The organism is Nocardia arthritidis NBRC 100137, from assembly GCF_001612765.1.
GTDB lineage: Bacteria > Actinomycetota > Actinomycetes > Mycobacteriales > Mycobacteriaceae > Nocardia > Nocardia arthritidis.
Genome location: NZ_BDBB01000016.1, coordinates 129413 through 155582 on the forward strand (window position 1 = coordinate 129413; position 26170 = coordinate 155582).

The 26170-nt window shown below is 66.1% G+C and carries 30 protein-coding genes; 10 read left to right on the top strand and 20 right to left on the bottom strand.

Annotated elements, in window-relative coordinates:
* Window positions 1-29: 29 nt before the first annotated feature.
* On the top strand, window positions 30-893 hold the full coding sequence (locus NA8_RS13390; protein WP_084466757.1) for a GNAT family N-acetyltransferase: 864 nt from the start codon (window positions 30-32) through the stop codon (window positions 891-893).
* Between the two features lie 74 nt (window positions 894-967).
* A complete protein-coding gene (locus NA8_RS13395) occupies window positions 968-2755 on the top strand; it encodes a penicillin-binding transpeptidase domain-containing protein (RefSeq protein WP_063050695.1) in 1788 nt (595 codons plus the stop codon).
* 205 nt (window positions 2756-2960) lie between these two features.
* Here the strand turns inward: NA8_RS13395 and NA8_RS13400 are convergent, their stop codons facing one another.
* The 5 genes from NA8_RS13400 to NA8_RS13420 form a co-directional block, all read right to left on the bottom strand.
* On the bottom strand, window positions 2961-3968 hold the full coding sequence (locus tag NA8_RS13400) for a hypothetical protein (protein ID WP_063050696.1): 1008 nt from the start codon (window positions 3966-3968) through the stop codon (window positions 2961-2963).
* Window positions 3969-4088: 120 nt separating this feature from the next.
* The gene (locus tag NA8_RS13405) at window positions 4089-8021 is read right to left on the bottom strand and encodes a beta strand repeat-containing protein (protein WP_084466758.1); all 3933 of its coding nucleotides are present in this window, start codon (window positions 8019-8021) and stop codon (window positions 4089-4091) included.
* Between the two features lie 338 nt (window positions 8022-8359).
* Window positions 8360-8665: a hypothetical protein gene (locus NA8_RS13410; protein WP_063050698.1), complete on the bottom strand. Its 306-nt coding sequence runs from the start codon at window positions 8663-8665 to the stop codon at window positions 8360-8362.
* Window positions 8662-9099, bottom strand: a complete 438-nt coding sequence (locus tag NA8_RS13415) for a hypothetical protein (protein ID WP_063050699.1) — start codon at window positions 9097-9099, stop codon at window positions 8662-8664. The genes NA8_RS13410 and NA8_RS13415 overlap by 4 nt, the downstream gene beginning before the upstream one ends.
* Window positions 9096-9317, bottom strand: a complete 222-nt coding sequence (locus tag NA8_RS13420) for a hypothetical protein (protein WP_063050700.1) — start codon at window positions 9315-9317, stop codon at window positions 9096-9098. Before NA8_RS13420 ends, NA8_RS13415 begins: the two co-directional genes overlap by 4 nt.
* Window positions 9318-10087: 770 nt before the next feature.
* Between NA8_RS13420 and NA8_RS13425 the strand changes: the two genes are divergently transcribed.
* Both NA8_RS13425 and NA8_RS13430 read left to right on the top strand, forming a co-directional pair.
* Window positions 10088-10291: a hypothetical protein gene (locus NA8_RS13425; protein WP_063050701.1), complete on the top strand. Its 204-nt coding sequence runs from the start codon at window positions 10088-10090 to the stop codon at window positions 10289-10291.
* 356 nt (window positions 10292-10647) lie between these two features.
* The gene (locus NA8_RS13430) at window positions 10648-10968 is read left to right on the top strand and encodes a hypothetical protein (RefSeq protein WP_063050702.1); all 321 of its coding nucleotides are present in this window, start codon (window positions 10648-10650) and stop codon (window positions 10966-10968) included.
* A gap of 66 nt (window positions 10969-11034) precedes the next feature.
* On the opposite strand, the gene NA8_RS13435 is transcribed toward NA8_RS13430, so the two are convergent.
* From NA8_RS13435 to NA8_RS13480, 10 genes are all read right to left on the bottom strand, one after another.
* Window positions 11035-11634: a hypothetical protein gene (locus NA8_RS13435; protein WP_063050703.1), complete on the bottom strand. Its 600-nt coding sequence runs from the start codon at window positions 11632-11634 to the stop codon at window positions 11035-11037.
* Window positions 11619-12203 carry a hypothetical protein gene (locus tag NA8_RS13440; protein ID WP_063050704.1) on the bottom strand — a complete coding sequence of 195 codons (585 nt, stop codon included), beginning with the start codon at window positions 12201-12203 and terminating at the stop codon, window positions 11619-11621. The genes NA8_RS13435 and NA8_RS13440 overlap by 16 nt, the downstream gene beginning before the upstream one ends.
* Window positions 12203-12517, bottom strand: a complete 315-nt coding sequence (locus tag NA8_RS13445; RefSeq protein ID WP_063050705.1) for a hypothetical protein — start codon at window positions 12515-12517, stop codon at window positions 12203-12205. Before NA8_RS13445 ends, NA8_RS13440 begins: the two co-directional genes overlap by 1 nt.
* A complete protein-coding gene (locus NA8_RS13450) occupies window positions 12517-13053 on the bottom strand; it encodes a hypothetical protein (RefSeq protein WP_063050706.1) in 537 nt (178 codons plus the stop codon). The genes NA8_RS13445 and NA8_RS13450 overlap by 1 nt, the downstream gene beginning before the upstream one ends.
* Window positions 13054-13467: 414 nt before the next feature.
* Window positions 13468-14244: an ESX secretion-associated protein EspG gene (locus tag NA8_RS13455; protein ID WP_063050707.1), complete on the bottom strand. Its 777-nt coding sequence runs from the start codon at window positions 14242-14244 to the stop codon at window positions 13468-13470.
* Window positions 14245-14349: 105 nt separating this feature from the next.
* On the bottom strand, window positions 14350-15501 hold the full coding sequence (locus NA8_RS13460; RefSeq protein WP_063050708.1) for a WXG100 family type VII secretion target: 1152 nt from the start codon (window positions 15499-15501) through the stop codon (window positions 14350-14352).
* Window positions 15498-15977 (bottom strand): hypothetical protein, encoded by a 480-nt coding sequence (locus tag NA8_RS13465; RefSeq protein ID WP_245663806.1) that lies wholly within the window; start codon window positions 15975-15977, stop codon window positions 15498-15500. The genes NA8_RS13460 and NA8_RS13465 overlap by 4 nt, the downstream gene beginning before the upstream one ends.
* A gap of 41 nt (window positions 15978-16018) precedes the next feature.
* Window positions 16019-16585: a DUF3558 domain-containing protein gene (locus tag NA8_RS13470; protein ID WP_063050709.1), complete on the bottom strand. Its 567-nt coding sequence runs from the start codon at window positions 16583-16585 to the stop codon at window positions 16019-16021.
* 207 nt (window positions 16586-16792) lie between these two features.
* Window positions 16793-17005, bottom strand: a complete 213-nt coding sequence (locus NA8_RS13475; protein ID WP_063050710.1) for a DUF397 domain-containing protein — start codon at window positions 17003-17005, stop codon at window positions 16793-16795.
* Complete coding sequence (locus NA8_RS13480) at window positions 17002-17880, bottom strand: helix-turn-helix domain-containing protein (protein WP_063050711.1); 879 nt, start codon at window positions 17878-17880, stop codon at window positions 17002-17004. The genes NA8_RS13475 and NA8_RS13480 overlap by 4 nt, the downstream gene beginning before the upstream one ends.
* A 353-nt stretch (window positions 17881-18233) precedes the next feature.
* On the opposite strand from NA8_RS13480, the gene NA8_RS13485 reads away from it, so the two are divergent.
* Window positions 18234-18593, top strand: coding sequence for a DNA-directed RNA polymerase subunit beta (locus NA8_RS13485; protein WP_245663807.1), 360 nt, complete (start codon window positions 18234-18236; stop codon window positions 18591-18593).
* A complete protein-coding gene (locus NA8_RS13490; protein ID WP_063050713.1) occupies window positions 18590-19012 on the top strand; it encodes a DUF4254 domain-containing protein in 423 nt (140 codons plus the stop codon). Before NA8_RS13485 ends, NA8_RS13490 begins: the two co-directional genes overlap by 4 nt.
* An 18-nt stretch (window positions 19013-19030) precedes the next feature.
* Here the strand turns inward: NA8_RS13490 and NA8_RS13495 are convergent, their stop codons facing one another.
* Window positions 19031-19537: a peroxynitrite isomerase gene (locus NA8_RS13495; RefSeq protein WP_063050767.1), complete on the bottom strand. Its 507-nt coding sequence runs from the start codon at window positions 19535-19537 to the stop codon at window positions 19031-19033.
* 107 nt (window positions 19538-19644) lie between these two features.
* Between NA8_RS13495 and NA8_RS13500 the strand changes: the two genes are divergently transcribed.
* Entirely contained in the window at window positions 19645-21000 is a 1356-nt protein-coding gene (locus tag NA8_RS13500) for a TIGR03118 family protein (protein ID WP_439957386.1), read from the top strand.
* A 48-nt stretch (window positions 21001-21048) separates the two neighbouring features.
* On the opposite strand, the gene NA8_RS13505 is transcribed toward NA8_RS13500, so the two are convergent.
* The 3 genes from NA8_RS13505 to NA8_RS13515 form a co-directional block, all read right to left on the bottom strand.
* Window positions 21049-21549: a hypothetical protein gene (locus NA8_RS13505; RefSeq protein WP_063050769.1), complete on the bottom strand. Its 501-nt coding sequence runs from the start codon at window positions 21547-21549 to the stop codon at window positions 21049-21051.
* Between the two features lie 129 nt (window positions 21550-21678).
* Window positions 21679-22737 carry a DNA polymerase III subunit beta family protein gene (locus NA8_RS13510; RefSeq protein WP_169810499.1) on the bottom strand — a complete coding sequence of 353 codons (1059 nt, stop codon included), beginning with the start codon at window positions 22735-22737 and terminating at the stop codon, window positions 21679-21681.
* 288 nt (window positions 22738-23025) lie between these two features.
* On the bottom strand, window positions 23026-23376 hold the full coding sequence (locus NA8_RS13515) for a winged helix-turn-helix transcriptional regulator (RefSeq protein ID WP_063050715.1): 351 nt from the start codon (window positions 23374-23376) through the stop codon (window positions 23026-23028).
* A 70-nt stretch (window positions 23377-23446) separates the two neighbouring features.
* Here NA8_RS13515 and NA8_RS13520 point away from each other — a divergent pair, with 70 nt between their 5' ends.
* The 3 genes from NA8_RS13520 (at window position 23447) to NA8_RS13530 (ending at window position 25583) form a co-directional block, all read left to right on the top strand.
* Window positions 23447-24205, top strand: coding sequence for an SDR family oxidoreductase (locus NA8_RS13520; RefSeq protein WP_439957387.1), 759 nt, complete (start codon window positions 23447-23449; stop codon window positions 24203-24205).
* 62 nt (window positions 24206-24267) lie between these two features.
* Window positions 24268-25095 (top strand): hypothetical protein, encoded by an 828-nt coding sequence (locus tag NA8_RS13525; protein WP_063050716.1) that lies wholly within the window; start codon window positions 24268-24270, stop codon window positions 25093-25095.
* A 35-nt stretch (window positions 25096-25130) separates the two neighbouring features.
* Window positions 25131-25583 (top strand): DUF4254 domain-containing protein, encoded by a 453-nt coding sequence (locus tag NA8_RS13530; protein ID WP_063050717.1) that lies wholly within the window; start codon window positions 25131-25133, stop codon window positions 25581-25583.
* On the opposite strand, the gene NA8_RS13535 is transcribed toward NA8_RS13530, so the two are convergent.
* Window positions 25584-26081, bottom strand: coding sequence for a hypothetical protein (locus tag NA8_RS13535; RefSeq protein WP_063050718.1), 498 nt, complete (start codon window positions 26079-26081; stop codon window positions 25584-25586).
* Between the last annotated feature and the right edge of the window lie 89 nt (window positions 26082-26170).

Here is a 26170-nt window from a genome sequence, read left to right on the forward strand (position 1 = left end):
ATCGCGCCGGTTCGTGGCAGGCTGTCATCGTGCGGAGTCTGCTGGAGCCGGCGCGACGGGCCAAATACGCCCCTGCGCGGCAGCTCGCTAATCGAGACCTTGCTCAGGTGCTGCGTGTGCTGGATGCCGATCCGGTGGCCTCGTGCATGGTCGCCGCCCGGTTGCAAGAATTCGGCCTGGACAGCCGGTGTGGGCAGGGTGAACTCTGGAGCAGAGGCGGTCCCGCCGAGTCGCTGTGTTTCTCGGGCGCGAACCTGGTTCCGTTGCTGGGTGATCGTGACGCGTTGCGCGCGTTCGCCGATCGGGCGATCCGGTGGCCTCGCATCTGTTCCTCGGTGGTGGGGCGCAGAGAACTGGCGTTGCCGCTGTGGGAGATGCTGTCCGGACACTGGGGCCCGGAACGGGAGTTACGCGGGGAACAGCCGCTGCTGGCGCTGGCTCAGCCGCCGCTGTCCACGCCCGACCAGGAGGTCCGCCGGGTGCGCCGCGACGAGCTCGATCGTTACCTCTCGGCCGCGATCGCGATGTTCATCGAGGAGGTCGGCGTCGATCCGCGCGCGGGTGACGGCGGACGCGGCTATCGCCGCCGCATCCAGAGCTTGATCGAATCCGGTCGCGCCTGGGCCCGTTTCGAAGACGGGGAAGTGGTCTTCAAAGCCGAGGTCGGATCGCTGTCCCGGCGCACGGGCCAGATCCAGGGAGTCTGGGTGCATCCGGATCATCGGGGGAAGGGCCGTGGCACCGCGGGCACCTCGGCAGTGGCCAACGCGGTGGTCGCTTCCGGCCGCACCGCGAGCCTGTACGTCAACGATTACAACGCGATCGCCCGCCGCGCCTACAGCAGGGTCGGGTTTCGCCAGATCGCGACCTTCGCCACCGTCCTGGTCGACTGAACGCGCCCGCGGGCGCGGCGAATCCCGGAGTGCCGCAGGCATTTGCCCGTCAGTGACTATTACGATCGGTGCCGATGTCGACCAGGACGCTCCTTTCGCTAGCCGTCGCGGCCTTCACAATGGCCGCCGCCGGTTGTGCGAGCGAGCCGCAGGGGCCTGTGCCCGCCGCCGACGCCTTCGTCAAAGCCTTCGCCGAGCATCGGGTCAGCGCTGCCGCGCAACTCACCAACCTGCCGGAGAAGGCGAGCGACGCGTTACGTTCCGCGTGGGATCAACTGCAGGCCGAACAGCTCACCGCGCGTACCGGGGCGGCGCGCGTGACCGGTGACACCGCGACCGTCGACTACACCTACGAGTGGCGGTTGCCCAAGAACCGGATCTGGAAGTACACGGGCCAGCTGCAGATGGGCCGCAGCAACGGGCGCTGGATGGTCCGCTGGACTTCCTCCGACATCCACCCCAAACTCGGCGACACCCAGACCATGGCGTTACGGACCAACCCGCCGCCGCGAGCGCGGGTCAACGAGCAGTCCGGCAGCGACGTCATGGTGCCCGGCAAGGTTTCCCGGGTCACCTTCGTCGCGGCCGACGCCGCCGATCCCGCGTCCGTGGCCACCACGCTGGCCGCCGCGCTGCACCGCTTCGACAAGTCGCTGACACCGCAGTCGATCCTCGACGAGGCGAAGGCGGCCACGGGCGCTTACACCGTCGCGCTGCTCAACGAGACCGAATCCGGTCAGGTGACCACCGATCTCATCGGGCTGCCCGGTGTCACACTGACCCAGCAGTGGGATCTGGTCGCCACCGACCGGGAATTCGCGCCCGATCTGCTCACCCAGGTGCGCAAGACGGTGATCGCGGAGGTGGACGGGAAGGCGGGGTGGAGCGTGGTCACCATGAACTCCAACGGCGCCGACACCGATGTGCTGATGGAAGTGCCCTCCCAGCCCGCGCCGTCGTTCTCGCTCAGCATCGACCGCAACGTGCAGAATGCCGCCCAGCTCGCCGTGCGGCCGCGTAGCGAGCAGACCATGATGGTGGTGCTGCGCCCGTCCACCGGCGCGATTCTGGCGGTCGCGCAGAACAGGGCCGCCGACCGGGACGGTCCCCTCGCGACGATCGGCCAGTACCCGCCCGGTTCGGTGTTCAAGACGGTGACCGCGGCCGCAGCCATGTCCTACGGCCTCGCGACGCCGGATACGGTGCTGCCGTGTCCGAGCCGAATCGTCATCGGCGAGCGGACCATCCCCAACTACAACCTGTTCACCGTCGGCGATGTGCCGATGTCGACGGCCTACGAGAGGTCCTGCAACACCTCGTTCGCCGAACTCGCCAGTGAGCTGCCCGGCCCCGCGTTGCACGAGGCGGCGGCGAAGCTCGGTGTCGGACCCGCTTATTCGGTGGTGGGGCTGCCAACGGCCTCCGGCTCGGTGCCGCCCTCCGACGACCTGATCCAGCGCACCGAGGACGGCATCGGTCAGGGCAGAGTGGTGGTCAGTCCGTTCGGCATGGCGCTCATGGCGGCGACCATCGCGCACGGCTCGGCGCCCGTGCCGTACTTGATCGCGGGGCGCCCCACACAGATCGACGGTGATCGCCCGGCGCTGGCTGCCGACGTCATCGAAGGATTGCGCGCGATGATGCGCAAGGTGGTCGTGGGCGGCACGGCCGAGCGGATCGCCGATCAAGGCGCGGTCTACGGCAAGACCGGCGAGGCAGAAGTGGACGACGGGTCGCACTCCTGGTTCGTCGGTTACCGTGGCGACATCGCCTTCGCCACGCTGCTGGTCAAAGGCGGCAGTTCCGATAATGCCGTCGCCGTGACACGGGACATGCTCGCGGCGTTGCCCGCCGGTTATTGATAGGTTTTCGCGCCCAGACGGGAAGGACCCAGATCAGGACTTCGCGGTGCCGCGGCACGCGACAGCGTACCGCCCGAATCGATGTCGGCCGATGGTTCAACGGTGTCCTCCTTCCTCGCGCTGACCGCGCGGCGGGAGCCGATGCGTGCGTGCGGCCCGGACAGCCGTTGTCGGGACTGTCCGGGCCGACGGGTGTGCGTGCCTTTCATTTCGCCTCGGGCGCAGCGATCAGCAAATGTTCCAAACTGGTCGTCCGGTCCGAATATTCGTCTACGCCGACGACCGCGACGAATTCGCGATCCCCGACCCGGTGCTGGAGGGAAAGCCACGAGTTGGCGAGATACCAGCCCGCTCCGGCGGTGCCGCGTGGCCGCAAGCCGCCGCAATAGATCCAATAGCGATCGGGATGCTGATCCGCGCTCGGTCGTACTCGCGCGACGATGCCGATATTCCGGTCGTCGTTCGAGTCGTACCGGCTGCCGTCGGTCAACTCCAGACGCACCGCCGCGGAGCCGTCCTCGGTGCCGCTGTCATGGATGGTGAACAGCGGGTTGTCGACGAGGTGCGGATACAACCGGGTGCAGTTGTTGCCGCTCAGTCCGAAGCTGATGTACGGGCGGTCGTAATGGGTGACCATGTAGCGGTCGCTACGGACCTCGGCCCGAATACTGGTGTGGCGCTGGAGCAAGGAGAACATGTACAGCAGCCCCCGGAAATCGTTCTCCGCCACCACGGAGGGGATATCGACGGGACGATCCGGGAAACCGCCCTCCTGCTTCCCGAATACTCGCCGCCGGGAGATCCCCGCCGCCCGCAGTGCGTCCACGGACGCCCTGGTCAGCTCGAACGACGGGTACACCAGAGTGGTTCCCCTGGTGCTCGTCTCCATCCCGAGAAAAGCCTCGAGCCGGACATCGGTGCCGGAATAACCCGGCCCGAGCGATCGCATGCCGTCCGGTGTCGAGTTGGCCATCTGGAACAATCCTTCAACCGTCCAGCCGGGAAACATCCGCTCGAGCACCCGGCAGTGATAGTCGCGCGGAAGGCCGATCATGCGACCGGACAACCACTGGTAGTACTGCGCTTTCGCCGGCCCATGCCCTGGGGGAATGGGCGGGTCCAGCTGCGCCGCGCATCGGTCGTACGCGACGAGAAAATCTGGATGACTTTTCAGATGCCGCTCCGCTAGCAGCATCTTCAGTACGGTCGCCAACGGAAACCCCCTTACCCCTGCAGCCTTCGTCGACGGTGACGGAGACTCTGTGTATTGGCTCAACCGCAACGAAACTGGGCCGTCGGCAGAAGCGCGCCGACGGCCCAGCCGCATCAGCCGTCAGATGTAGATGAATGGGAGACCATTACTGGTTCCTCCGGAGCTGGTCGCGGTGATTTGCACTGTTCCCGTTCCGGCGGGAGTGACGGCGGTGATCTGTGTTGCGGAATCGACGGTGAACGAAGTTGCCGGTGTGCCTCCGAAGTCGACGGAGGTGGTGCCTGTCAGGTTCGTCCCGGTGAGGACGACTGTCGTTCCACCGGCCGCCGGTCCTACATTCGGAAGCACGACCGCGAGTGTCGGAACCGCGATGTAGGTGTAGGCGAGGCCGTTGCTGGTTCCGCCGGAGGTGGTGGCGGTGACTTGCACCGTACCGGTCCCGGCGGGTGCCACGGCGGTGATCTGAGTTGGTGAGTCGATCGTGAACGAGGTCGCCGGCGTGCCGCCGAAGTCGACCGCCGTGGTGCCGCTCAGATCCGTCCCGGTGATGACGACGACGGTTCCGCCCGCTTCCAAACCGACGTTCGGAAGCAAGGTGGTGAGGTTGGGCGCCGCGAGGTACGTATATGCGACGCCGTTGCTCGTCCCGCCGGAGGTGGTGGCGGTGACCTGCACGATTCCCGTCCCGGCGGGCGCTACCGCGGTGATCTGGGTGGCGGAGTCGACGGTGAACGAAGTCGCCGGGGTGCCGCCGAAGTTCACCGCTGTCGTTCCGGTCAGGTCTGTTCCGGTGAGAACGACCGTCGTGCCGCCCGAGGCCGGTCCTACGCTCGGCAGCGCGGTGACGAGGGTGGGAAGCGCGACGTAGGTGTAGGCCACGCCGTTACTGGTTCCACCCGCGGTGGTCGCGGTGACTTGTACGGTCCCGGTTCCCGCCGGTGCGACGGCCGTGATCTGGGTGGCGGAGTCGACGGTGAACGAAGTCGCCGGTGTACCACCGAAATCGACCGCCGTGACTCCGGTCAGTCCCGTGCCGGTGAGGACGACGGTTGTGCCGCCCGATGCCGAGCCCAGATTCGGCACCGCCGTGGTCAGGGTGGGAACCGCGACGTAGGTGTAAAGCACGCCGTTGGTGGTCCCGCCCGGAGTGGTGGCGGTGATCTGCACGATGCCGGTCCCCGCCGGTGCGACGGCGGTGATCTGGGTGGGGGAGTCGACGGTGAACGAGGTCGCCGGTGTGGCGCCGAAGTTGACCGCCGTGGTGCCGCTCAGATCTGTTCCGGTGAGGACGACGGTCGTGCCGCCGGAGACCGAACCCAGATTCGGCACCGCCGTGACGAGGGTGGGAAGCGCGACGTAGGTGTAGGCCACGCCGTTGCTGATTCCGCCCGCGGTCGTCGCGGTGACTTGCACGGTCCCGGTCCCCGCCGGTGCGACGGCGGTGATCTGCGTGTCCGAGTCGACGAGGAACGAGGTCGCCGGTGTGGCACCGAAGTTCACCGCGGAAGCGGTGGACAGACCCGTCCCGGTGAGGACGACGATCGTCCCTCCCGACACCGGGCCCACATTCGGCACGGCCGTCGTAAGCGCGGGCACCGGAACGTAGGTGTAGGCGAGGCCGTTGCTGGTTCCACCGGCCGTGGTCGCCGTGACTTGCACGGTCCCGGTTCCCGCCGGTGCGACGGCGGTGATCTGGGTTGCGGAGTCGACGGTGAACGAGGTCGCCGGTGTGGCGCCGAAGTTCACCGCGGTTGTTCCGGTCAGTCCCGTGCCGGTGAGGACGACGGTTGTTCCGCCCGATTCCGTACCCACATTCGGAACCGCCGCGACGAGGGTGGGCACCGCGATGTAGGTGTACGCAACGCCGTTGCTGATTCCGCCGGAGGTGGTGACGGTGAGCTGCACGGTCCCGGTTCCCGCCGGAACGACGGCGGTGATCTGGGTTGCGGAGTCGACGGTGAACGAGGTCGCCGGTGTGGCGCCGAAGTTCACCGCGGTCGCTCCGGTCAACCCGGTGCCGGTGATGATCACCGTCGTGCCACCGGTCGCTGGGCCCACATTCGGCACCACCGCGGTGACGGCGGGCACCGGAATGTAGGTGTAGGCGACGCCGCTGCTGGTTCCGCCCGGGGTGGTGACGGTGAGCTGCACGGTCCCGGTTCCCGCTGGTGCGACGGCGGTGATCTGGGTGTCGGAGTTGACGGTGAACGAGGTCGCCGGTGTGGCGCCGAAGTTCACCGCCGTTGTTCCGGTCAACCCGGTGCCGGTGATGACGACCGTCGTGCCGCCTGCTTCCACGCCCGCGTTCGGCACCACCGCGGTGACAGTGGGCAGTGCGACGTAGGTGTAGGCGACGCTGTTACTCGTTCCGCCCCCGGTGGTTACGGTAACTCCCACGGTCCCCGTTCCCGCTGGTGCGACGGCGGTGATCTGGGTGTCGGAGTTGACGGTGAACGAGGTCGCCGGTGTGGCGCCGAAGTTCACCGCCGTTGTTCCGGTGAGCCCGGTTCCGGTGATGACCACCGTTGTTCCGCCGGTGACCGGTCCTACACTCGGAACCACCGTGGTGATGGCGGGCACCGCGACGTAGGTGTAGGCGACGCCGTTACTGGTTCCTCCCGCGGTCGTGACGGTGACCTGCACGGTCCCGGTTCCCGCTGGTGCGACGGCGGTGATCTGGGTGTCGGAGTTGACGGTGAACGAGGCTGCCGGTGTGGCGCCGAAGTTCACCGCGGTCGCTCCGGTGAGCCCGGTTCCGGTGATGAGGACCGTTGTCCCGCCGGTGACCGGCCCTATGTTCGGGACAACCGTGGTCAGCGCGGGGACCGGGATGTAGGTGTAGGCGAGGCCGTTGCTGGTTCCTCCCGCGGTCGTGACGGTGACCTGCACGGTCCCGGTCCCGGCCGGCGCTACCGCCGTGATCTGGGTAGCCGAGTTGACGGTGAACGAGGTCGCCGGTGTGCCACCGAAACTGACCGCCGTCGCTCCTGTCAGATTCGTTCCCGTGATGACGACCGTCGTTCCCCCGGTGACCGGACCGGTGTTCGGCACCAACGTGGTGATGGCGGGCACCGCTACATAGGTGAAGGGGAGGCCGTTGCTGGTTCCGCCGGGTGTCGTGACGGTGACCTGCACGGTCCCCGTGCCGGCCGGTGCGACCGCGGTGATCTGGGTATCGGAGTTGACGGTGAACGAGGTCGCCGGTGTGCCACCGAAACTGACCGATGTGGCAGTCGACAGGCCCGTTCCGGTGATGACGACCGTGGTTCCGCCGGTTGTCGGTCCGGTATTGGGTGCGAGGCTGGTCAGCGCGGGGACACCGGCGTAGGTGTAGGTGACGCCGTTGCTGGTTCCGCCCGAGCCGGTGACCGTCACCTGTACGCTGCCCGATCCGGGCGGTGCGACGGCGGTGATCTGAGTGGGGGAATTGACCGTGAAGATGGTTGCGGTATTGCCGAACCGGACAGTCAATGGGCCGGTGAACCCCGTGCCGGTGATCGTGACGGTGTTGCCGCCCGAGGCGGGCCCGGAGGTCGGCGAAATGGCGGTGATGGTGGGTACGACGACGTAGATGAACGGCACCGCACCGCTGGTGCCACCCGGTCCGGTCACCGTGACCGGCACGATCCCCGTTCCGGCAGGTGTGACAGCCGTGATCTGCGTGTCGGAGTTGACGGTGAACGAAGTCGCCGGTGTGCTACCGAAGTTGACCGCGGTGGCGCCCGTGAAACCCGACCCGGTGAGGGTGACCGTCGTACCGCCTCCGGTGGAGCCCTGATTGGGATTGATGCTGTTCAGCGCGGGGACCGGCACATAGGTGTAGGCGACCCCGTTGCTCGTTCCGTCCGAGTTGGTCACGGTGACCTGCACCGTACCTACCGATCCGGCGGGAGCTATCGCCGTGATCTGCGTAGGGGAGTTGATGGTGAAAGTGGTCGCGGTGCTACCGAACCGGACGGTCATGGGGCCGGTGAATCCGGTACCCGTGATCGTGACGTTGGTTCCCCCCGTGGTCGGTCCTGAAGTCGGGGAGAGGGAAGTGATGGTAGGCATGAGGCTGCCTCCTTGTCGCCGTGGTGATAATTCCTCTGCACCGGGGGGCGCCCGCCGCTGTTCAGCAGCCCGGCTATCTCCATTAACTCCTTTGAATCGGTGCCTGGCAACGTGTCTGACGATCCGTTTTGGTCCGTTTTCGGATTGACAACGGCGCGTCGCGTTGTGACGCGAACGTCCTGGCAGGCGTTGTGGCAGCGTTGTTTTCGGCAAGGCTTCGCCACGGCTGCCGGAGGGTGCGCCCACGGTGAGCCCGCCGAGAGTCGCGGTGCTGGCGAACGATTGGCGACCAACCCGGAACGTCCGTCAACGTTGCGCCCGGAAAGCGGCTTCTCGCGTTACAGGAACAGCTCCGGTGGGTCGTCGAATTCGATGCCCGCCTGCCGTGCCCGGGTCACCATCTTCCGATCCCACTCGCGGTGCACCCGCAGCGCCATGCGGAACTCGCCCATCTGTTCGGACATCTGCTGGGTTTGCGAAATGGCGAGGTCACTCAGGACTTTGGCGGCGTCGGCCTTCGTCTTCGTCATATGAGCGTCGACGTCGCGGCGGTTGAACCACGCGGTGACGGCCGCCGACAGCGCCGACGAGCTGGCGATGAGCACGAGTGCCGCGAAGATCGGCGACTGCTGGATGAGGTTCATGGCGCCTCCCGGATCTTCACCGTGCGCAGCGCCCGGACGTCCTGCAGTACCTGTCGGCGCTTCCAGAGGAACGCGACGCCCAACGCGATCGGCAGCGGTCCCCCGAGAACCGTGGCCGGACCGATGGTTCGGTGCTGGATCTGCAACAACAGCAGCTGCGCACCGAAGGCCACCAGTGACCAGCCGAGCGCACCTAGGCCGACCTGCTCGACCAGATAACCCCAGACGCGCTGGGCGAACAGACCGACCAGCGTCGCGACGCAGCCGATCAACATGAGGACGAGCCACAGTGTGCGGAATCCGGATGGCATGGCCGTGGTCGCCGATGCCGGCGGCGGGCCGTAGATGCACTGCAACAGCATCGATACACCGAACACAGCGCACAGCACCACCTCGAAGGGGTCGTGGCGGGTCCTTTCCTTCGGCGTCCTCATGCTGGTTCACCGCTCTCCGGTGGCGCCGGGCTGACCCGGTGGCGTGCCGACTCGACCGCGGGCAGGCCCAGAGCCGCCGCGACGATGGCGAGGACAAAACCGGAGAGGTCGGACGAGAGGACGCCCTTGGTGACCCCGTAGCCGATCAGCGCCACCAGCAGCGGGTACAGCAAGGCGCGGACGGGCTCACTGTGCAGGATGGTGATTACTTTGTTCATCGGTTCTTCCCTTTCTTTCTTGTCGCGGCACCGACGGTGCCGTCGGCCGATCGCGGATTCCGCCGTCTGAAAGCTGTGTGTTCGTGAGGTTGGTCGGATTCCGGCCCGGTCCGGGAGTTCGGATCGCGTTGTCGCAGGGCCGCCCCGCGCCGTGGGATCTAGTTGAACCCGTGAGAATTGGAGGACGGTTCGTGGTGGGGCGCTGCGGCCCGCACCGGAGCGGCGCCGTCCACTGGGATGCCGGTTGTCGCCGTGACGCGAGGACCCCGCGAGTTCTGTCCCGAGGACGGGGAGAGGAATGTAGGCATAACGCTGCCTCTCTGTTTGCTGGTTCCTCTGTGCCGGGGTTTCCGACGGTAGTCGTGAACCGGTTAACTCCGTTATGCCCCAGGATCTGCGGGTCGGCAACGCGTCGGATGATCCGTTCTTGTCCGTTTTCCAGATCGTTGCCAGGTATTGACCGGCACCGCGGTTCCGGCGCGCGCGCATCGTGCGGCCTTGTCGCAGCGACGATCTCATCGGTGTGGCCGGTCGGGGTGGTCGACCATGGCCTCGGCTATCCGATGCTCGAGCGAAATGAGCTGGCGCACAATACTCAACGCTGTATCTCTGTCCGTCTCCTCGGCAGCGGATCGTGTCTGCTCGTCGCGCCGGTGTGTGAGGGAGCTTCAGATGATGCTGGTCGGTCTGTTCAATACCGACTCGGGAGAGCGTCGGAGCCGATCGGACCCAACGCGATTGGGCCGCCGCCGGAACCCCGGCGACGGCCCGTGAGCTGTCTCGATCAGACGCAGGTGCATGTGCGGCCGTTGCTGGTGCGACCGGAGCCGGTGACGGTCACCTGTACGTCTCCCGCCGCGTGGGCCGGGGCGATGGCGGTGGTCTGCGTCGACGAGTCGATCGTGAAGGTCGTCGCGGGTGCTGCCGATCCGTACGGTCAGCGGACCGGTGCACCTGGTGCCGGGAAATCGTGACGCTGTTCGCGCCCGAGGTGGGCCCGAAGCCGGGACGATCGCCGTAATGGACTCGAGAGTGAAAGTCGTTGCGGTGGAGCCGAAGCGCACCGTCGGCGGGTCGGTGACTCCCGTACCGGCGTTCGTGACGCTGGTGCCGCCCGTAGTGAGGCCCGAAACCGCCGCCGGCCTCCAACGCCTGCCCAGGAGCGGATATCGTGGAGCCGGTAGTAGCGCATTGCGTCTGAGGGGGATTCATTGACCGATCGAGCCGGTGCCGGAATCGATATGTCGGGCAGACCGAGCGGGCTTCGCCGGTGTTCCACCGATGCACGAGCGGGCGGTGCCCGCCGAGCCGTTCGGGCAGGAATCCGCGCGTGAACGGACGGCCTCCACTGCTCCCGGCCGGTCCGGGTTCGGTCCTCGACGCCAAGGCGATCCTCGACGGAACCGTCGACATGCGCACCTACCAACGCAAGCACCTGATCATCTACGCGCAGCCCCGGCGGGGTCTGGCCTGGGATTCGGGCCTGCTGAAAGCCAACCACCAGGGAAGCTTGTCGATCCTGACTTCCTGCATCGAATGGTTGGACATGTACTTCGGCTGGGAACCGGTGAGCGTCTTCACCCGCCAGGTCGACAAGTACTACATCCACCACGCGATGCTCCGGCGTCGAGCCACGAATCAGCAGGTCTGAATTCAGCGGAAGATGTTAGGAAGGTGCCACGAGCGCGTTGTCGTTCCACGCCCCGAGCGAGAGCGATCAGCCCTTCAATGTACGGATCATGTGCACCAGTGCTTGCGCGCCCTCTCGTGTCGGTTTGTCATCTCGCGTCGTTTGATCTTCGGTGGCTCTGAAGTGGAGTTCGCCCTTCCAGCCGTCGATCGTGGCGGTGAGGTCGACGTCGAGCAGAGTAGTGGCGTGATCGCCCTCCTTGGGCAGTGGCTCGGTGGCTACCTTGACGGTCGCGCCGTCCACAGTCAGGACCTTGGTCGGGTAGTTCTCTGTCGTCGCGGGAGGTGTGGACAGGGTGTTACCACTGGTGGCGACGCGAAACAGGGATACGTATCCGAGGTAGGGCCACACGGACCCGTCGGCCTTCTCATAGGCGCACCCGTTGCCGCCGCCGATCTCATCGGTCAGCGCTTTTCCACCAGCACCGGGGCTGATCTTCAGATTTTCGGTACCAGCGCGGGTGACGAAAAACTGTTTCGCAGAGTCGCATAAGTCCTGGATGGTGTGGCTGCTCGTCGGTATCTCATATCTTCCGGGTTCAGTGCGCGAAAACAGATCGCAAGCCGAAAGCAATACTACCAGCGCGGAAATCACCAGCAGCTTTCGCAGGTTCATGTCGCCTGCCATTCAGGGCTGGGAGAGTTGGTATTGAATTCGTCGGGCGCGCTGCGCGGCCACCGGTTGTTATGGAACCCTTTCTGATTTTCTGTCGACTCCCGTATCTTGTTGATGCTCTGCGCTTGTAAAAGTATGGCTTCCAGAAGCTTGTCCGTGTACTCGACGGCGCTGCTGATTGCTTTTCCGAGGATATCAATCGTATCGGATATTACCATCGGAGCGGCGACAAAGGTGACGATCTTGGCAAGAGCTGTCCCGAGTTTTATGAGCAGGTCCGCGATATCCGTGACGATCTTGGAATAGAAGTCCCAAGCGATGTCCGATACCTTCTTCTTGATCTCTTCCTTGTGGTCCTGCATGTAACCGGTGAAGTCGTCCTCGGTCATCGCGCCGTAGACGGCACCTGCTACCGCACCCGTCATTCCGAAGAATGTCGCTGCCTCGACCTCGGCGGCGGCGATGGCCGCCTTCCGGAATGCCTCATCCACCTTGGCGGGTTGGCTCCTGATCTCCGCGATCTGGTCCGAGAACCTATCGAGTACCGTGTTGATCTCGTCCAGAGACTTCGTCGCACCCATCAGTAATCCGCTTCCAGCTCGATCAGGACGTTCGCGAAGTTCTGGTCCTGCTCCTGATATACCTTGGCGACATGGTCCAGAACTCGGGCGATGGAATCGGTTTCATCTCTTCCCTCGACCAGTCTGTCGTACATATACCGTGCGGCCGCCATCTGGGCCTCCCAAGTCTCTTGGAAAATTCCCCAGACGACGTCCTGGTGACTGAAATGGATGCTCTGCGCCTCGGTAGCGGCGACGGTGAGGGCGTCCGACGCGTGATCCCAGGCTCTGGCGGCCTTGACGAGTTGGTTCAGATCCGCTGAGAAATCGACCATTACGAGTTCCTCATCAGGTAGCGCTTGTATTCCGCGAGTTCGTGTTCGAGCTCATCATCGGTGCGGTCAGCCCATGTGCCGTCTTCGTGGAACCGTGGGCGCTGTTGCCGGATCTGATTCGCGCAGTCGAGGATGTCGTGCGCGATATAGGACGGGCTGGCCGTGGCCGCCCACCGCGGATCGATCTCGATGCTGCCGATGCGCGAGATGCTCGCGGCCACCGTGATCGAGGGCACTCCGGAGTCGGTCACCGGCCCTCGCCCTACGAATTCATCACTCAGTCGCAGCGATCGTTCGACCATCTCGTATTCGGCGAGCGATCGGGTATCGAGGAGCGTAATCAGTTGCATACGGCGAGACGGGGATACGGTCAGTTCGGTCCATCTGCCAGATGCGATGACCGGCGCGTCATGCCGCCACAGCGCCAAATAATAGCCGGTCATCGCTGCTGCGGAGAGGTCCAGCGGATCCAGGCGGTCATGGACATTCCGGCTCACATCGACGTTCACCGGAAGGCGGTCCTCGTCCAGATTCATTGTGAACACGCCGACTCCGATCAAGCCAGTGGCCACACTTCCCCCTTTGTCTTCACTGCAGTGGGATTGTTCTGCCGAATGGCCGCTACCGAATCAAGTGACAAACGGGCTGCAATTCATCGCGGCCCCGCAAGTCGCCAGCCCCCTCGCGGCCAGCCGTAGTGCTCCAGCAATAAAGTGGTTCGTTCCCCTCAGGCTGTTGCCGAACAGACACTACCGTTCTGTTTGCTGCCCCGGCAAGGGCGAGGTCACGTCTTGGACGGTCGGTCCTGCCGCAGCGTGCTTCGCCGCGAGAACCACACTCGGGCAATACATGCGCCCCGGCAGAGTCACGTGAAGACGAGACTCGGTCGCGTACGGACGCACCGCCGCTGGATCCAGTCCCCGCGCGACCGGCGAGCAGCGGACCCACGCCTACCAGGTTTCGGGGCGGGTGGGTTCGAGGCGTTCGAGGGCTTGGGTGATCCAGGTTGTGAAGTGGGTGGTCAGGTCGGTGGGGGTGGTGGGGCGGATGGTGATGTGGTCGGTGCGGTGTTCGGTGTAGCGGCCGTCGTCGGAGATGTCGTGCCATTGGAGGACTTTGGTGGGTTTTGTGCGGGTGTGTAGGGGAGCGATGAGGAGGACGGCGGTGCCGCCGCCGTCGACGGGACGACCGAGCAGGCGCTGGTATTGCTCGCGGGGAGTGTTGCGGGCATTGTCCTTGAGGTAGGTGTCGCGGCGGGGGGTCAGGTCGTCGGGATGGAAGGTGGCCGGTCGCTCGGCTCCGGGGGCGCAGGGAGGGATGGCGTTCACGAGGCGTGCCGGGAGTTGATCGGCGGGGAACATGCGTGCGCGGATCGGGCCGTGCTCGGTTTGGTTGCCCGCTTGGCTGAGGACGACGGCGCGGTAGGTGTCGCGTGCGCCGAGGATCCGGTACTCGCGGATGTCGTCGGGACCGGTGCTGTTCTTGTGCTTGCACGTGCCGCCGAGGATCTCGATGCGGAGGTGGGAGTCGCCCAAGGTGCGGAAGGCCGCGGCGATCTCGTCGCGTTCGTCGGCGGAATAGCGCTTCCACACGGCGGTGCGGTGGGCGGCGAAGTCGTCGCGGAAGGCGAAACGACTGGTGTAGCGCAAGGGGCCGGGGATGCGATCGTGGGCGTCGCCGTACCAGAGAGCGGCGAAGTCGTCGGGATCCCAGGTCCATTCAGCCATGTGAGGTCCAATCCGGCCGCGTGAAGGCGGCCAATGTCCACGCGCGCACACCCGCCGCCGATACGCGATGCGGGCGTTCGCGAAGTCGAGAAGGGTGTGGCCCGGTCAGTCGGGCGTGCCGCCGATGACGCCGCCGGGCAACGTTCTCGGGACTTCGCCGAGCAGCTCGTCGGTGTTCTCCTGGGTGATCAGGTAGTCCGGTGTCTTGTGCTCGGATTCGTCGTCCTTGCCGCCGCCGCGAGCGCCGGGGGCCATCATGCCCGGCGTACCACTCGTGCCGCGGACCGAGGTATTCGTTGCCGCGGCCGGATTCACCGATGTGCTCGCGGTGCCCGGTGCGCCCGCGATGCTGCGCCCCGGTTGCGGCTGGTTCGTGGTGCCGGGAGTTCCGGGACTGCTCGGGGAGCCCGGGCTGTGCGGAGTCGGCGTGCCGGCCGGCACGGTTTTGGTCGGGTCCGTCGTACTGGCCGGAGTCGTCGATGTGGGGTCGACGCCTGCGGGTGTGGTCGAGGTGTCCGTCGCTGTCGTGTCGGAGGATTGCTGGTCCTGCGTCGACTCGTCGGTGGACTGCTGCTCCTCGGTGCTCGTCTCGTCGGGCTTGCCGTCGCCGTCCTGGTCGCCGGGAGTGCCGGTGTCGGTAGGACTGGTGCCGGGACCGTTCGTCGTGGGCCCGCCGCTGTCGTCGCTGGGATGTCCATCCGGCGGGGGCGCTGGAATGTCCACCGATGCGGTCGGGCCGACCGGAGTGGGCAGCACCGGGATCTTGCCGTCCATCTCGCTGAACGGCTGTACGTAGAACTCCTTCATCGCGACCCGCGCGGACTGCTCGGCCTCGGACCGGTCGTCCGACAGAATCCAGCGCGTCGGATGAAAGATCCGCTCCCCGACGGAGAAATCGATGAGGTCCGGGAGCGCCTTCTTCGTATCTGCGATCGCGGTGGCGGCGTCGCGGACCCGGTAGTACAACTCCTCCAGGGAGGTCGTCAGATTCTGCGCGTCGCTGGTGTATTTGGCGATGGCGCTCTTGGACTGCTCCGCGGCGGGGCCGGACCAGGCTTGCGCTATGGAGGTCTGGATGGAGCGAGCGAAGGTTTCGACACCCCGCTCCCACTCGTTGCGAGCTTGCCAGTACGTGTCGGCTTGGCTGAACGCGTCGGTGGGATCGAGCGGCTTGAACGTGTCGTTGATCCGCGAGTGTTCCCAGCTGTCGGCGTGCTCGCCACCGTTCGGGATGCGCTTGTTCTCGTAGCCGCTCATTCGTTCGTCCCGAGCGGAAGCCGGGGCGGTGCGAATTGGACCCCTGCGGGTGGACGCTCGGGGAGGGTGGTGTTCAGTCTGTTGAAGTCTGCCGCGAAATCGCTGTCCACCTGCATGATTCGGTCCCGGGCGAGCCGGTGCACTTCTTGGATGTCCTCGACGATGCGGTAGTGATCTTCCATGATCTGATGGACGCTGTTGCGGTCCTCGGCTCCGCGAGCCTTCTTCTTGAATCTATCAACCAAGGTTTGTGCCGAGACCATCTCGCCGTTGCCCTCGCCCAAGCCCCAGTGGGACTGCCGTGAAACAAAGTCCATAGACCTCTGGATCGACCGAATGGCGATTTTGAAGTACTCACAGTCTCGGTCTATGTAGATGAAGTCCTCTGCGGACATCTGGATGCCTAACTGTCCCTCCCGTGCCGCGTTCAAGACGTTGGTCATCGGCCGAAGCGGCTGCGTGCTGTCGTCACCCATGTGCTACTCCCTCCCGGTGAGTTCGATCGCATCAGCGTCTTTTAGATTGTGGCAGGCATCGTCGGCACTACCTTCTCCGCGAAGGTCTTCGCGAGCGCGCATGTGTCGAGGTGGCCCGTATTACGATTCGACGGCGGATTACTCAAGAAGAATTCGAGGCTTCCGCCCTTCATCTCCACATTTATCGTGCACACCTCGTCGGGGTGCTCTTCGACCTGTCGTGTAGAGATGGCGCGACGACTGTTGATCGTGTATTCGCGAGTATCCGCAAACTTCTTGTCCCGCACCATGTCCACGGTTATGTTTGTCGTGGTTACGGCGGGTGCGTACCCGTCGGGCTGGACCCATCCGCAACCACGCCACTTGACTCCCCCGGATGCATCGTGGTCTTCGTTGGTCCTGTGGCGCAGGTTCTCCGAATCGAGCACGCGCTGCGGAATGTCGGTGCACGGGTCATAACCGGAGGGCACATCAGCGGCGATGCTCGGGCTGGTGGAGACAGCTCCGGTCGGCGCGGCATCATCAGCGGAGGAATCGCAGCCTGTCAGAACCAGTGCGGCGCTGACGGCGAGGACGGTCAGTCGCCGAGAAGTCCGTCCTGATGTCATTGGTTCCCCTTGCACCGGTAATTGTCCTGGCTCTTCGAGGCCGGACCGGCTTCTCCGCCCCCCGCAGCGAATGTCGACGCTACCGGCGGGTTTCATCGGGTGCAAGCGGTCCGACGAGCGAGCCGATGCGACGGGAGCCGTGGGGTTGTGCAGGCAGTCCCGGAACCCCTGGCGAGGGAGGCCCCGGGATCGCGGATAGAAGCCTGCTCAGGACTGCGACCGGTCGAGTCCGCCGCTTGTGATGCGGGCAGTGAACGAGTGCCACTCGTGGGTGGGGAACACGAGCGCCGGGCCTGCGGGGTCTTTGGAGTCGCGTACACCCACCGCGCCTTCGCCCAGGAACGCGACCTCGACGCAGTCTTTCTCAGCGCTGCTGTAGCTGCTCTTGAACCAAGTGACGTCGGATAGATCGGTGCTCACGCGGCGTACTCCTTCGCGATCTTGTAGATGAGAGCTCGGCTTCGCTCTTGATCCAGTGCCGATCGCTGAATATCGGCGTACGTCTGGCGATATCGCCGGATCTCGTCGGGCCTCTCAAGATACAGGTCGCCTGTGAGTCCCTGCATGTAAACAACGGGTGGTTCGGTGAGATGGGCGATCGGATGCTTCGGGAAGTCGAGCATCACGAACGACCCAGCTCCCAGGCCCGCGTACGCCTCCGCGGCAAGCGGAACCACTCGCACTGAAACATGATCTTGTTCGCCTACTCTCGCCAGGTGTTCGAGCTGCCGTTCCATTACTGACGGGCCGCCGATCGCGCGGCGCAGTGCGGACTCATCGATGACAGCCTCCAGAAGAACGGGGTCCGAGTCGTCCAAACGGGCCTTTCGCTTCCTGAACATCTCGATCCTTCGTTCGACCTCATGTCCTGGTATTGCGGGGAGGTCGACCCAGATGAGGGCGCGTCGATACTCATCGGTTTGCAGAATTCCGGGTAGCAGGGTGGTCTGATAGGAGACGAGACGCTTGGCTACCGCCTCCAGTTCTACGAAGAGGCTGAACTCTTCGGCGATGGTGTCTCCGTAGGCATGCCACCATCCCGGCCGCTTGGTCTCCTCGACCAGATTGAGCAGGATGGCGGTCCGCTCTTCCGACGCCCCGTACACCTTGCACAACCGCTCGATGAAAAGCGGATTCAGCCGGATCGGCTGGCCGGTCTCGATCCTCCACAAGGTCTGTTTGCTCACGTTGATCGCGTCGCGCGCGTACTCCGCACTGATGCCCGAGTTGACCCGCAGCTCGCGCAAGTGCCTGCCGAGCATGCGGCGGGGGAGGGTGGATCCGGTTGAGCTCACGACGAATTCCCTTTCGTAGCCTAAGTATTGGCTGGGTACCTAACTGGAACCGTGTGGCGGGGGTCCTTGGAACCTGGGCGGATTCCGCCCGCTTCCACTGCTGATTACGTTCCCGCCCAGCAATATCCGGTGCTCTACTGATCGCGACCGGTCCGAATCGAAGAAGTGCTGAAACCTTAACCGTCCCAACGGTTACAGGTCCAGCGACCGGGATTTCTCGCGTACCGAACTATGTGAATCGAGGTTGGCGAATGAATCATGCGGCATTCGCGGACACACCCGCGTCCCGCTGCGCGTTTTACCGCCGCACCTGTGGGCTGCCCGCCGGGATACATCCGGAGATCGGCCGGATCGTGGTGAAGGCCGGCGTGGTGGGCGGGATCACGATGCCCGACAGGCTGGGGCAGTGCGTGCGCGACGACATGCTTTTCCGTGGCCGGCCGCTCGGCCCGGTCGTCGCGCATATTCGTTCTCGCCGATGGACTTTCCTGTGCCGGCCCGATCTACCCGACGACATGCGGCTGTTCGCGGCCTTGTTCCGGCTCGATGTCTCGATCGTGCCGTTCGGCAGCGAAATCGCGCTGCCGTCGCCCGCCGACGGGAGCGACGTATTCCGCCGATGGGTGGTGGCGCCGCGTGACACGTTCCGTCCGTCCGGCATGGTGATCGTGAATTGCGTGCTGGCCCGCGCGGGCGGGAAAGGCGCGCCGTGAGCGAGGGCTTGCCGACGCGAAGTGAGCTGCTGAGAGCCTGCCGGGAGGGCGCGCCGCCGCCGGGACATCCGGTGCTGCTGCGGGCACGCGCTCTCGCGGAGCTGCACACGCGCAGGCTCCGCGAGGAAGAGGTCTGCGACATCGATGAGCGACGGGCCCGGCTGATCCGGGACGTCGACCGCTGGGTCGAGGTTCGGTTGCCTGCGGCGCGTGGCGGGGCCTATCTGCACACCGAATCGGTCGGCTCGGTGGTCGACCGCCTCGCTCGGCTGAGCGCGTGCGCCTACGCGGCCATGGCCGCCGATCAGGGGTGGGACCTGTGGTTCGCCTGGGAGCGGCTGGCCGAGCTGGCGATCGCCTACGAGGATCTGGTCACCGAGTTGAGCAGGGGACGGCGCCGGTTGCCGGGCGCTTTCTAGCAAGCGCCGGTGGCCGGTTCAGTTGCGCAGCAAGGTAGCGGCGAGGTGATGTTGCAGTGGTTCGCCGACCGCCGCCATCCGCAATGTGTAGTCGATGGTGTCGCCGGACAGGCGCAGTGACCGGCCGAGGGCGGTGACGAGTTTCGCGGTGCTGCTGCGGCCGATGTCGGTGGAGTCCAATTCCATGCGCAGCGTACCGTCCTCGACCACGAGCGAGCCCTCGCAGATTTCGGTGATACCGGTGGGATGGGCGAGGATCAATTCGACGCGGTCCGGGCGCGGGCAACGCAGATAGCCGGTCTCGGCGTGCAGCGGCCGGCCGCCGTCGGCGGCGCGGGTCTTCTGCCGGTAGGTGAGGAAGGGGCGGCCGAGATGGCCGAACCGGATTTCCTCGACATAACCGAACGGCTGAATGGTCGGGTATTCTCCCTGCCCGTTGCCGCGCCACGTGCCGAGCAGTGGAGCGAGCGGAGCGATATCGGGATGCAGCGCAATAGCAGGCTGGGGTTCGACCACGGCGAACAGCCTAAACCCGTCCTCGTTCAACCGTTCGGGTACTCCCGAATTTGCTCCACGCTAAGGTTAGCTTCGCCTTATCACCAATGTGGTGTGGTCGGAAAGGAAACAAGAAGTTGAACGGACGTTGGAATGAGTCGCACCGTGGCGGTCTGCCTCGGTCGCGGACCCGGAGTGGTCTGCTGCGCGCGTCGGCGCTCGGTGTCGCGTTGATCGTGGCGGCGGGCTGCTCGGACTCGAAGTCGGACGACGTGCCCGCGCTCGACGGCAACAAATACGTCCAGACGAATCTCGCGGCCAACAACGCGGAGTACAAGGCGCAGTTCACTTTCCCCGACCTGGTGAACGCCTGGGGGCTGGCCGACCGGCCCAAGGGCGCCGGTGGGCACTTCTGGGTCGGTGCCGGCGGTAAATCGTTCCAGTTCGTCGGCGATGTGACCAAGTCCTCGGACGGGAGGGTGCAGAAGCTCTTCCAAGACGATTTGAAGATCGTCACCATTCCCGGCGCCGACGCCGACACTTCGGACAAGAGCGTGGGCAAGACCACCGGCGTGGTGTTCAACCCCGCGCCGATCACCTCCGATCTGTTCGTCGTCCACGATCAGCCGGTGGAAGCGGAAGGCGGGCCGCTGAACGGTTCGGCGCGGTTCATCTTCGCAACCGACTCCGGCAAGATCTCCGCCTGGACCGAGCTGGGCTTCGAGGGCCGGATCGTGCGCCACGACGGGCCCGCGAACCTGGTCTTCGACGGCCAGCCGCAGGGGATGCAGTTCTTCGGCATCGCGCTCGCCCCGTCCGGTGACAAGCTGCTGGCCGCCGACTTCGGCGCCGACCCGCAGGTCCGGACGTTCGACCGCAACTGGCAGCTGATCCCGACCGCAGGCTTCGCCAACCCGTTCGCGACCGGTGACGCGATCGACCCGGCCGCGCCGGAGAAGGGCAAGAAGGCCAAGCCCGGCGATCCCGCGCCGTTCAACGTCTCGACCGTCGGTAACCGGGTGTTCGTCGCCTACGCCACCACGCAGCCGGACGAGAAGGACGCGACCGGGTTCGACGCCGGCGAGGAGGATTCGCTGGATAAGGACGAAGAGCAGGGCGCGGGCGGCAAACCGGACAAGGGCAAGCTCGCCGAGTTCGACGCCAACGGCAAGCTGGTGCGCATCATCGATGACGGCAAGCGCCTCAACGCGCCCTGGGCGGTGACGATCGCGCCGGACGGGTTCGGGCCGCTCAGCGGCAAACTGCTGGTCGGCAACTTCGGCGGCGCCGGGCACGTGCTGGCCTACGACGACACCACCGGCAAGTTCGCCGATTACCTGCGCGATGCCGACGGCAAGCCGGTCGCGATCGAGGGACTGTGGGCGTTGATGTTCGGCAACGGCGAGAGCCTCGGTGACGCGGACTCGCTGTACTTCACAGCCGGGCCCGATGATGAGAAGGACGGTCTGTTCGGCAAGCTGCGCTTGAAGTAGGCCCGTTCCCGAGCAGCCCGCACCGGATCGGTGCGGGCTGCTCGCGCGTTATCGGCCACCGGTCGGCGCCGAGTCCCGGCGTTCGGTGCGCCGTTCGCGGATCGCCGACTCGACTTCGTCGACCGCCGTTCGGATCGTCGCCCCGTAGCCGTCGTCGGCGAGCGTGTGCAGACACGCGCGGGCGGCGTCGATTTCGCGCTGCGCGGCGTCGAACGAGCCGAGCCTGCGGTAGTCGTCGGCGAGGTTGAGGTGCAGTGACGGGTAGAACGCGGCTACCCGCAGCGATCCGTCGTAGTTCCGCGCGCGATCGTCGGTAAGGCTGTCGGCGGCGTCCAGCGCGCGGATGTCCCAGGTGAGCGCTTCGGCGGCGTCGTTGTACAGGTCGGCGAGATAGTGGGCGAGCGTGCACCGGTGCAGCGGGTCGCCTTGCGGGCCGAGCGCGGCCCACGCGGTGAGCAGAGCGTCCCGCGCGTCGTCCGGACGGCCCTCGCGGCCGAGCGCGACAGCGCTGGTGATGGCGTCCATGGCGGGGTCGGTTGCCGAGTTCATGCGGGTCTCCTTCGGGGGCAGTGTGTGCATGGATGGGGTGGTGCGTCGTGGGCGCGTCCGGACGGCCGACTCGAGTGCGGGTGGGACGGCACTCGAAGTCGATGGGCGCGGGCGTGGACGTCCGCGCGACTATCTCGAGGTGTTGTGGTCGGGAGGCCGGACCGGCATCGCCAGGGTGGTCAGGTCTCCGTCGGTCGCGGAGCGCAGGATCACCGGCTGATCGGTCGCGATGATGTCGAGCATGAGTTCGGGACCGAGCGCGATGTGGACGGCGGGCAGCAGTGTCGTGGGAGCGAACGACAGTGACAAGGCGGCGCCGGTGACCGTCGCGGGCAGGCGACGCGCTTCGTCAGGTGTGGACGCCACGATATCGGTCGGTCCGATCGCGAATCGCACTGTGGTATAAGCCCTTTCAAGGATCTCCAGCATCATGTCCCGAGCGACGATCGCCCTGGTGCGGACCGGTCCCAGTCCCGACAGCACGGCACGGTGATCCGGGAAGGGCTCATCGATGACAGCCGACCGGTGTGTTACGCCGTCTCCGGTCAAAATCAGCCCGCCGTCGGCCGGTGCGGCGACGACCTCATCCATGTCGCGCAGCGCCTCGGTGATCGACTCGAGTCCGTTCGGATCGAGCACCACGGACCATTCGCCGCCGTGCTGCCGCTTCGCCACCACGGTGCGGGTGGAGAGACGGTAGCGGTCGGTCGCCGTGAGGGTGACGGCGTTCGCGCCCGCTTCCAGCAGAACACCCGCCAGCACGGGAATCTCCCGGGTCCGGGCAGCGGCTGTCCGAACCTGGTCGATCGCCTCCGCGAGCGCCGCCGCGTCGGCCGCCACGTGAGCGCCGAGCGACTGTTCGACCACCGCGGCGACGTACGCGGCCTCGCGTGCTCTGCGCGTCAGTTCCGCCACGTGACGATCGAGCAGGCGGCGCGACCGCTCGGCGTCACCGGCGAGAATCTCCGCGATCGCCTCCAGCGGTAGCTCGATCGCCCGCAGCTGCCGGATGAGCGTCGCCCGTTCTCGCTGCTCCTCGGCGTAGTAGCGGTATCCGGTCAGCGGGTCGACCCGGGCCGGAACGAGCAGGCCGCAGTCGTCGTAGAACCGCAGCGCGCTCGCAGTGAGCCCGCTGGCCCGCGCGAGCACACCGATCGTGATCAACCCTGCGGGCTCCGAACTCGTCACCCGGCCATCATGGAGCCTCAACCAACTCGAAGGTCAACCTGTCACGAGCAGCTCACCCTCGCTGAGAGGTCTCAGGTCCTGACGCGGGTGAGTTCTGCGCCGGATCGATGTCGCCGGAGCGCTGCGCACGACTGCCCGACCCGGTGCCTCTGGCGGCCGCACCTCCGTGGGTGGTTCGCATCGTCGTCGGTGACGTTGCGGGTCTGCGATCGGCGCGCCCCAGGTGCGACGATCCTCGGTTCACGCATGAGCCCGTGCGCATTGCGGTCGGCGCCGGGCGTGAGCCGGTCAGTCGGTGCGGGGGTCGGTGGGGGTCACCCGCCAGCGGCGCGACCACTCCCAGACCGGCCCCAGCGCCGTGCCGAGTTCGATGCCCGCGGTGGTCAATTCATAGGACTTGTCGGGATTCTTCGCGATCAGGCCCGCGGACTGCAGATGTTGCAGGCGCACCGACAGCATGCTGGAGGAGCAGTTGCCCATGCGTCTGCGCAGTTCGAGGAAGCCGAGGCGGTCGGGTTCCAGTTCCCACAGGATGCGCAGGATCCAGCGCTGGCCGAGCAGGTCCATCGTGGCCAGCAGCGGCTCGTTCGCCGGGTCATCCCGGCCGCGCGGCGGCTTGGGTTCGTTTGCGCTTCTCATTTAGAACCAGCATAGTGATTCTGAAATAGAAGCACTGGCCCGGGCCGCCGGGCGGACCGAGAGGGTGACAGTGGACGACACGACCGGACGGCGAATCGTTCTGATCACGGGCGCCTCCCGCGGCATCGGCGCGGAGACCGCTCGGGTGCTCGCGGCGCGGGGTGACCACGTGGTGATCAACTACCGGGAGAAGGCCAAGCGCGCCGACACGCTGGCGGAGGCGATCCGGCAGGCGGGCGGCAATGCGTCCACGGCGGGCGCGGACATCGCCGACGCGGATTCGGCACGCGTCCTGGTCGCCGGGGTCGTCGAGGAGTTCGGCCGGTTGGATGTGCTGATCCTCAACGCGTCCGGTGGGCTGGAGCGCAACGCCTCGCCCGGTTACGCGATAGCCCTCAATCGTGACGCGCAGGAACGGCTCGTCCGACTCGCCGTGCCGTATATGCCTTCCGGTTCGCGGATCGTGTTCGTGACCAGCCATCAGGCCCACTTCCACGGCCGCAAACCGGTGCCCGCCGACTACGAACCCATCGCCGCCAGCAAGCGCGCGGGCGAGGACGCGCTACGCGCCATGATCCCGGAACTCACCGCCGGGGGCATCGCCTTGCACGTCGTCTCCGGCGACATGATCGACGGCACGATCATCGTCCAGCTGCTGGAGCGCCGAAACCCCGACGCGGTCGCCGCGCGCCGCGACCAGGGCGCCTTGCCCACCGTCGCGGAGTTCGCCACCGCCGTCGCCCTGGCCACCACCGCTGCCGCCGATCCGGGCCACACCACATACATCGGCGGTCAGGACTACCTCGACGCCTACGAGACCATTTTCTGAGTCTTCATGCCAGGACGAATAATTCGGTACCGGTTCGCGGGTGGGGCTCGGACCATGGGGCGATGGTGAATTACCTGGACACCGCGTTGCGGACCGAGCGGAGCGAGGTGCCGCAGCCGGTGCGGCTGGAAGTAGAGCGCCTGCTCGGGGATGTCGTGTGCTCGGCCGTGGATCAGCGTGGCGGGTTCGGCCACGGCGTCGCAGTGCGCGTGCGCACCGGCGGAGGCGAGCCGGCCTTCGTCAAGGCGATCGAGGCGGGAGACGAACTCGCGCAGGTGTATCGGCAGGAGGCGCACATCGCGTCGCGCCTGCCCGCGACGGCGCCCGCGCCGCGATGCCGGTTCGTCAGCGAGATCGCGGGGTGGTTTGTCGCCGGGTTCGACGACGTCGAGGGGGCGTTTCCGCGGCTCGATGAGCCGGGGGAGTTGCGGGACACCCTCGCGTTGGTGACGCGGTTGGCCACGGAGCTGACACCGAGCCCGCTGTCGGAGGTGCCGACGGTGGCGGATGCCTATGGGCCGCAACCTTCGTCTGCGCGCTCGCCGGCTACCGGGCAGCGGCTGCCGGAAGCCGGGTCCGCCGTTCGCCCTGTTTGCGCAAGCATCAATCGGTGTTTGCCCAACTCGCTCGAGAGTGGCTGGCGTGTCGGCTCGGATGGCAATAGCCCCGGGAAAGATGGCTCTATCCTCGAAAAACGCAAGGTCACTGGATGTTTGCCACGGCTGCGGTGCCGGGCGGGGACCGGGAAAATCGGGGCGATGGGCGTGTCGCGTGAGCGGAACTCGTCGAATCCGATGCGGCAGACGCGACTCTCGGTCACGCTAGGCATATGTGGATGTTCGGGCAGTGCCGGGACACCGGCGAGGCAAGGCATCGAGGACGTGGCCTAGACGCGTCCATCCTGGTCGGAAGGGGGGTTCCGGAAATGGACCAGGCGTCCGAGGCTCGGGTGATTCCCGGCAAAGAGCTGCTGCTGGCCGCCTTCCGTGGGTTGCCGCACATGGATCATCCGATGCTGGAGGCGGCCGGCGAACTGGCTCAGCTGCACCAGACGCGCGAACGCACGCCCGCGAGCCGGTGCGACAAACTCGACCGGCGCCGGGCACAACTCGTGCGCGGCATCGACCGCTGGGTCACCCTGGCGACACCGATCCCGCCGCCCGCCGCTCCCGAGCACGCCGAGACCGTGGGCCGGATGGTGGACCGGTTGGCCAGGCTGGCCGCCCAGGCGTTCGTCGCGCTCGCGCACGCGCCGGAATCGGTCTTCTACGACGCGTGGGTCCGGATCGACGAATTGGCCGACGGCTACCAGGATCTCGTCGACGATCTGCGCGCCGGGGCGAGGCGACTACCCGAGGGGTGCTACGACCGCTGGTAGCTATCCGTTACGCCCGAACAGCCGGAACGACCGTTTGCGCCGGCGCGGCAGGGTCGAGTACACCATGGTCATGTCGGCGAAGACCTCGGCTTCCCGCTCGCGATCGGCGCCGAAATCGGCGGCGCCGAGTACGTGTTCGATCGAGTGCGGCGAGATCGAGGGCAGGATGACGGCCAAGGAGGGCGGCAACGGATCGCCGCGTTCCTGGTCTTTGTGGTGACCCAGCAGCATGTGACCGATCTCGTGCAGGATGACGTGATCGGCGTTGCGGCCGGTCGCCGCGGCGTCGTACACGATGATGTCGTCGTGCTTGCGTGCCACCCACAGGCCGCCTCCACCGCAGCCCGTATCGGCCAACATCGCCTTGGGCACGGGGTGCAGGCTGATCGAGCGTCCGCGATGGGCCGCCACCGCAGCCAGATAAGCGGTGAGGTTCCACGGGTTGGGGAGGGGCACGCTCCGGGTGGCATCCCCGAAACGGGCTTCCATGCTGGTCATCGGCGCCCACCTTACCTATCGGGCGGCGACTAGTCATCTGCGGAATTCCGGCACACCGAGGGAGGTGATCCGCAGCGGCACAAGCCGAT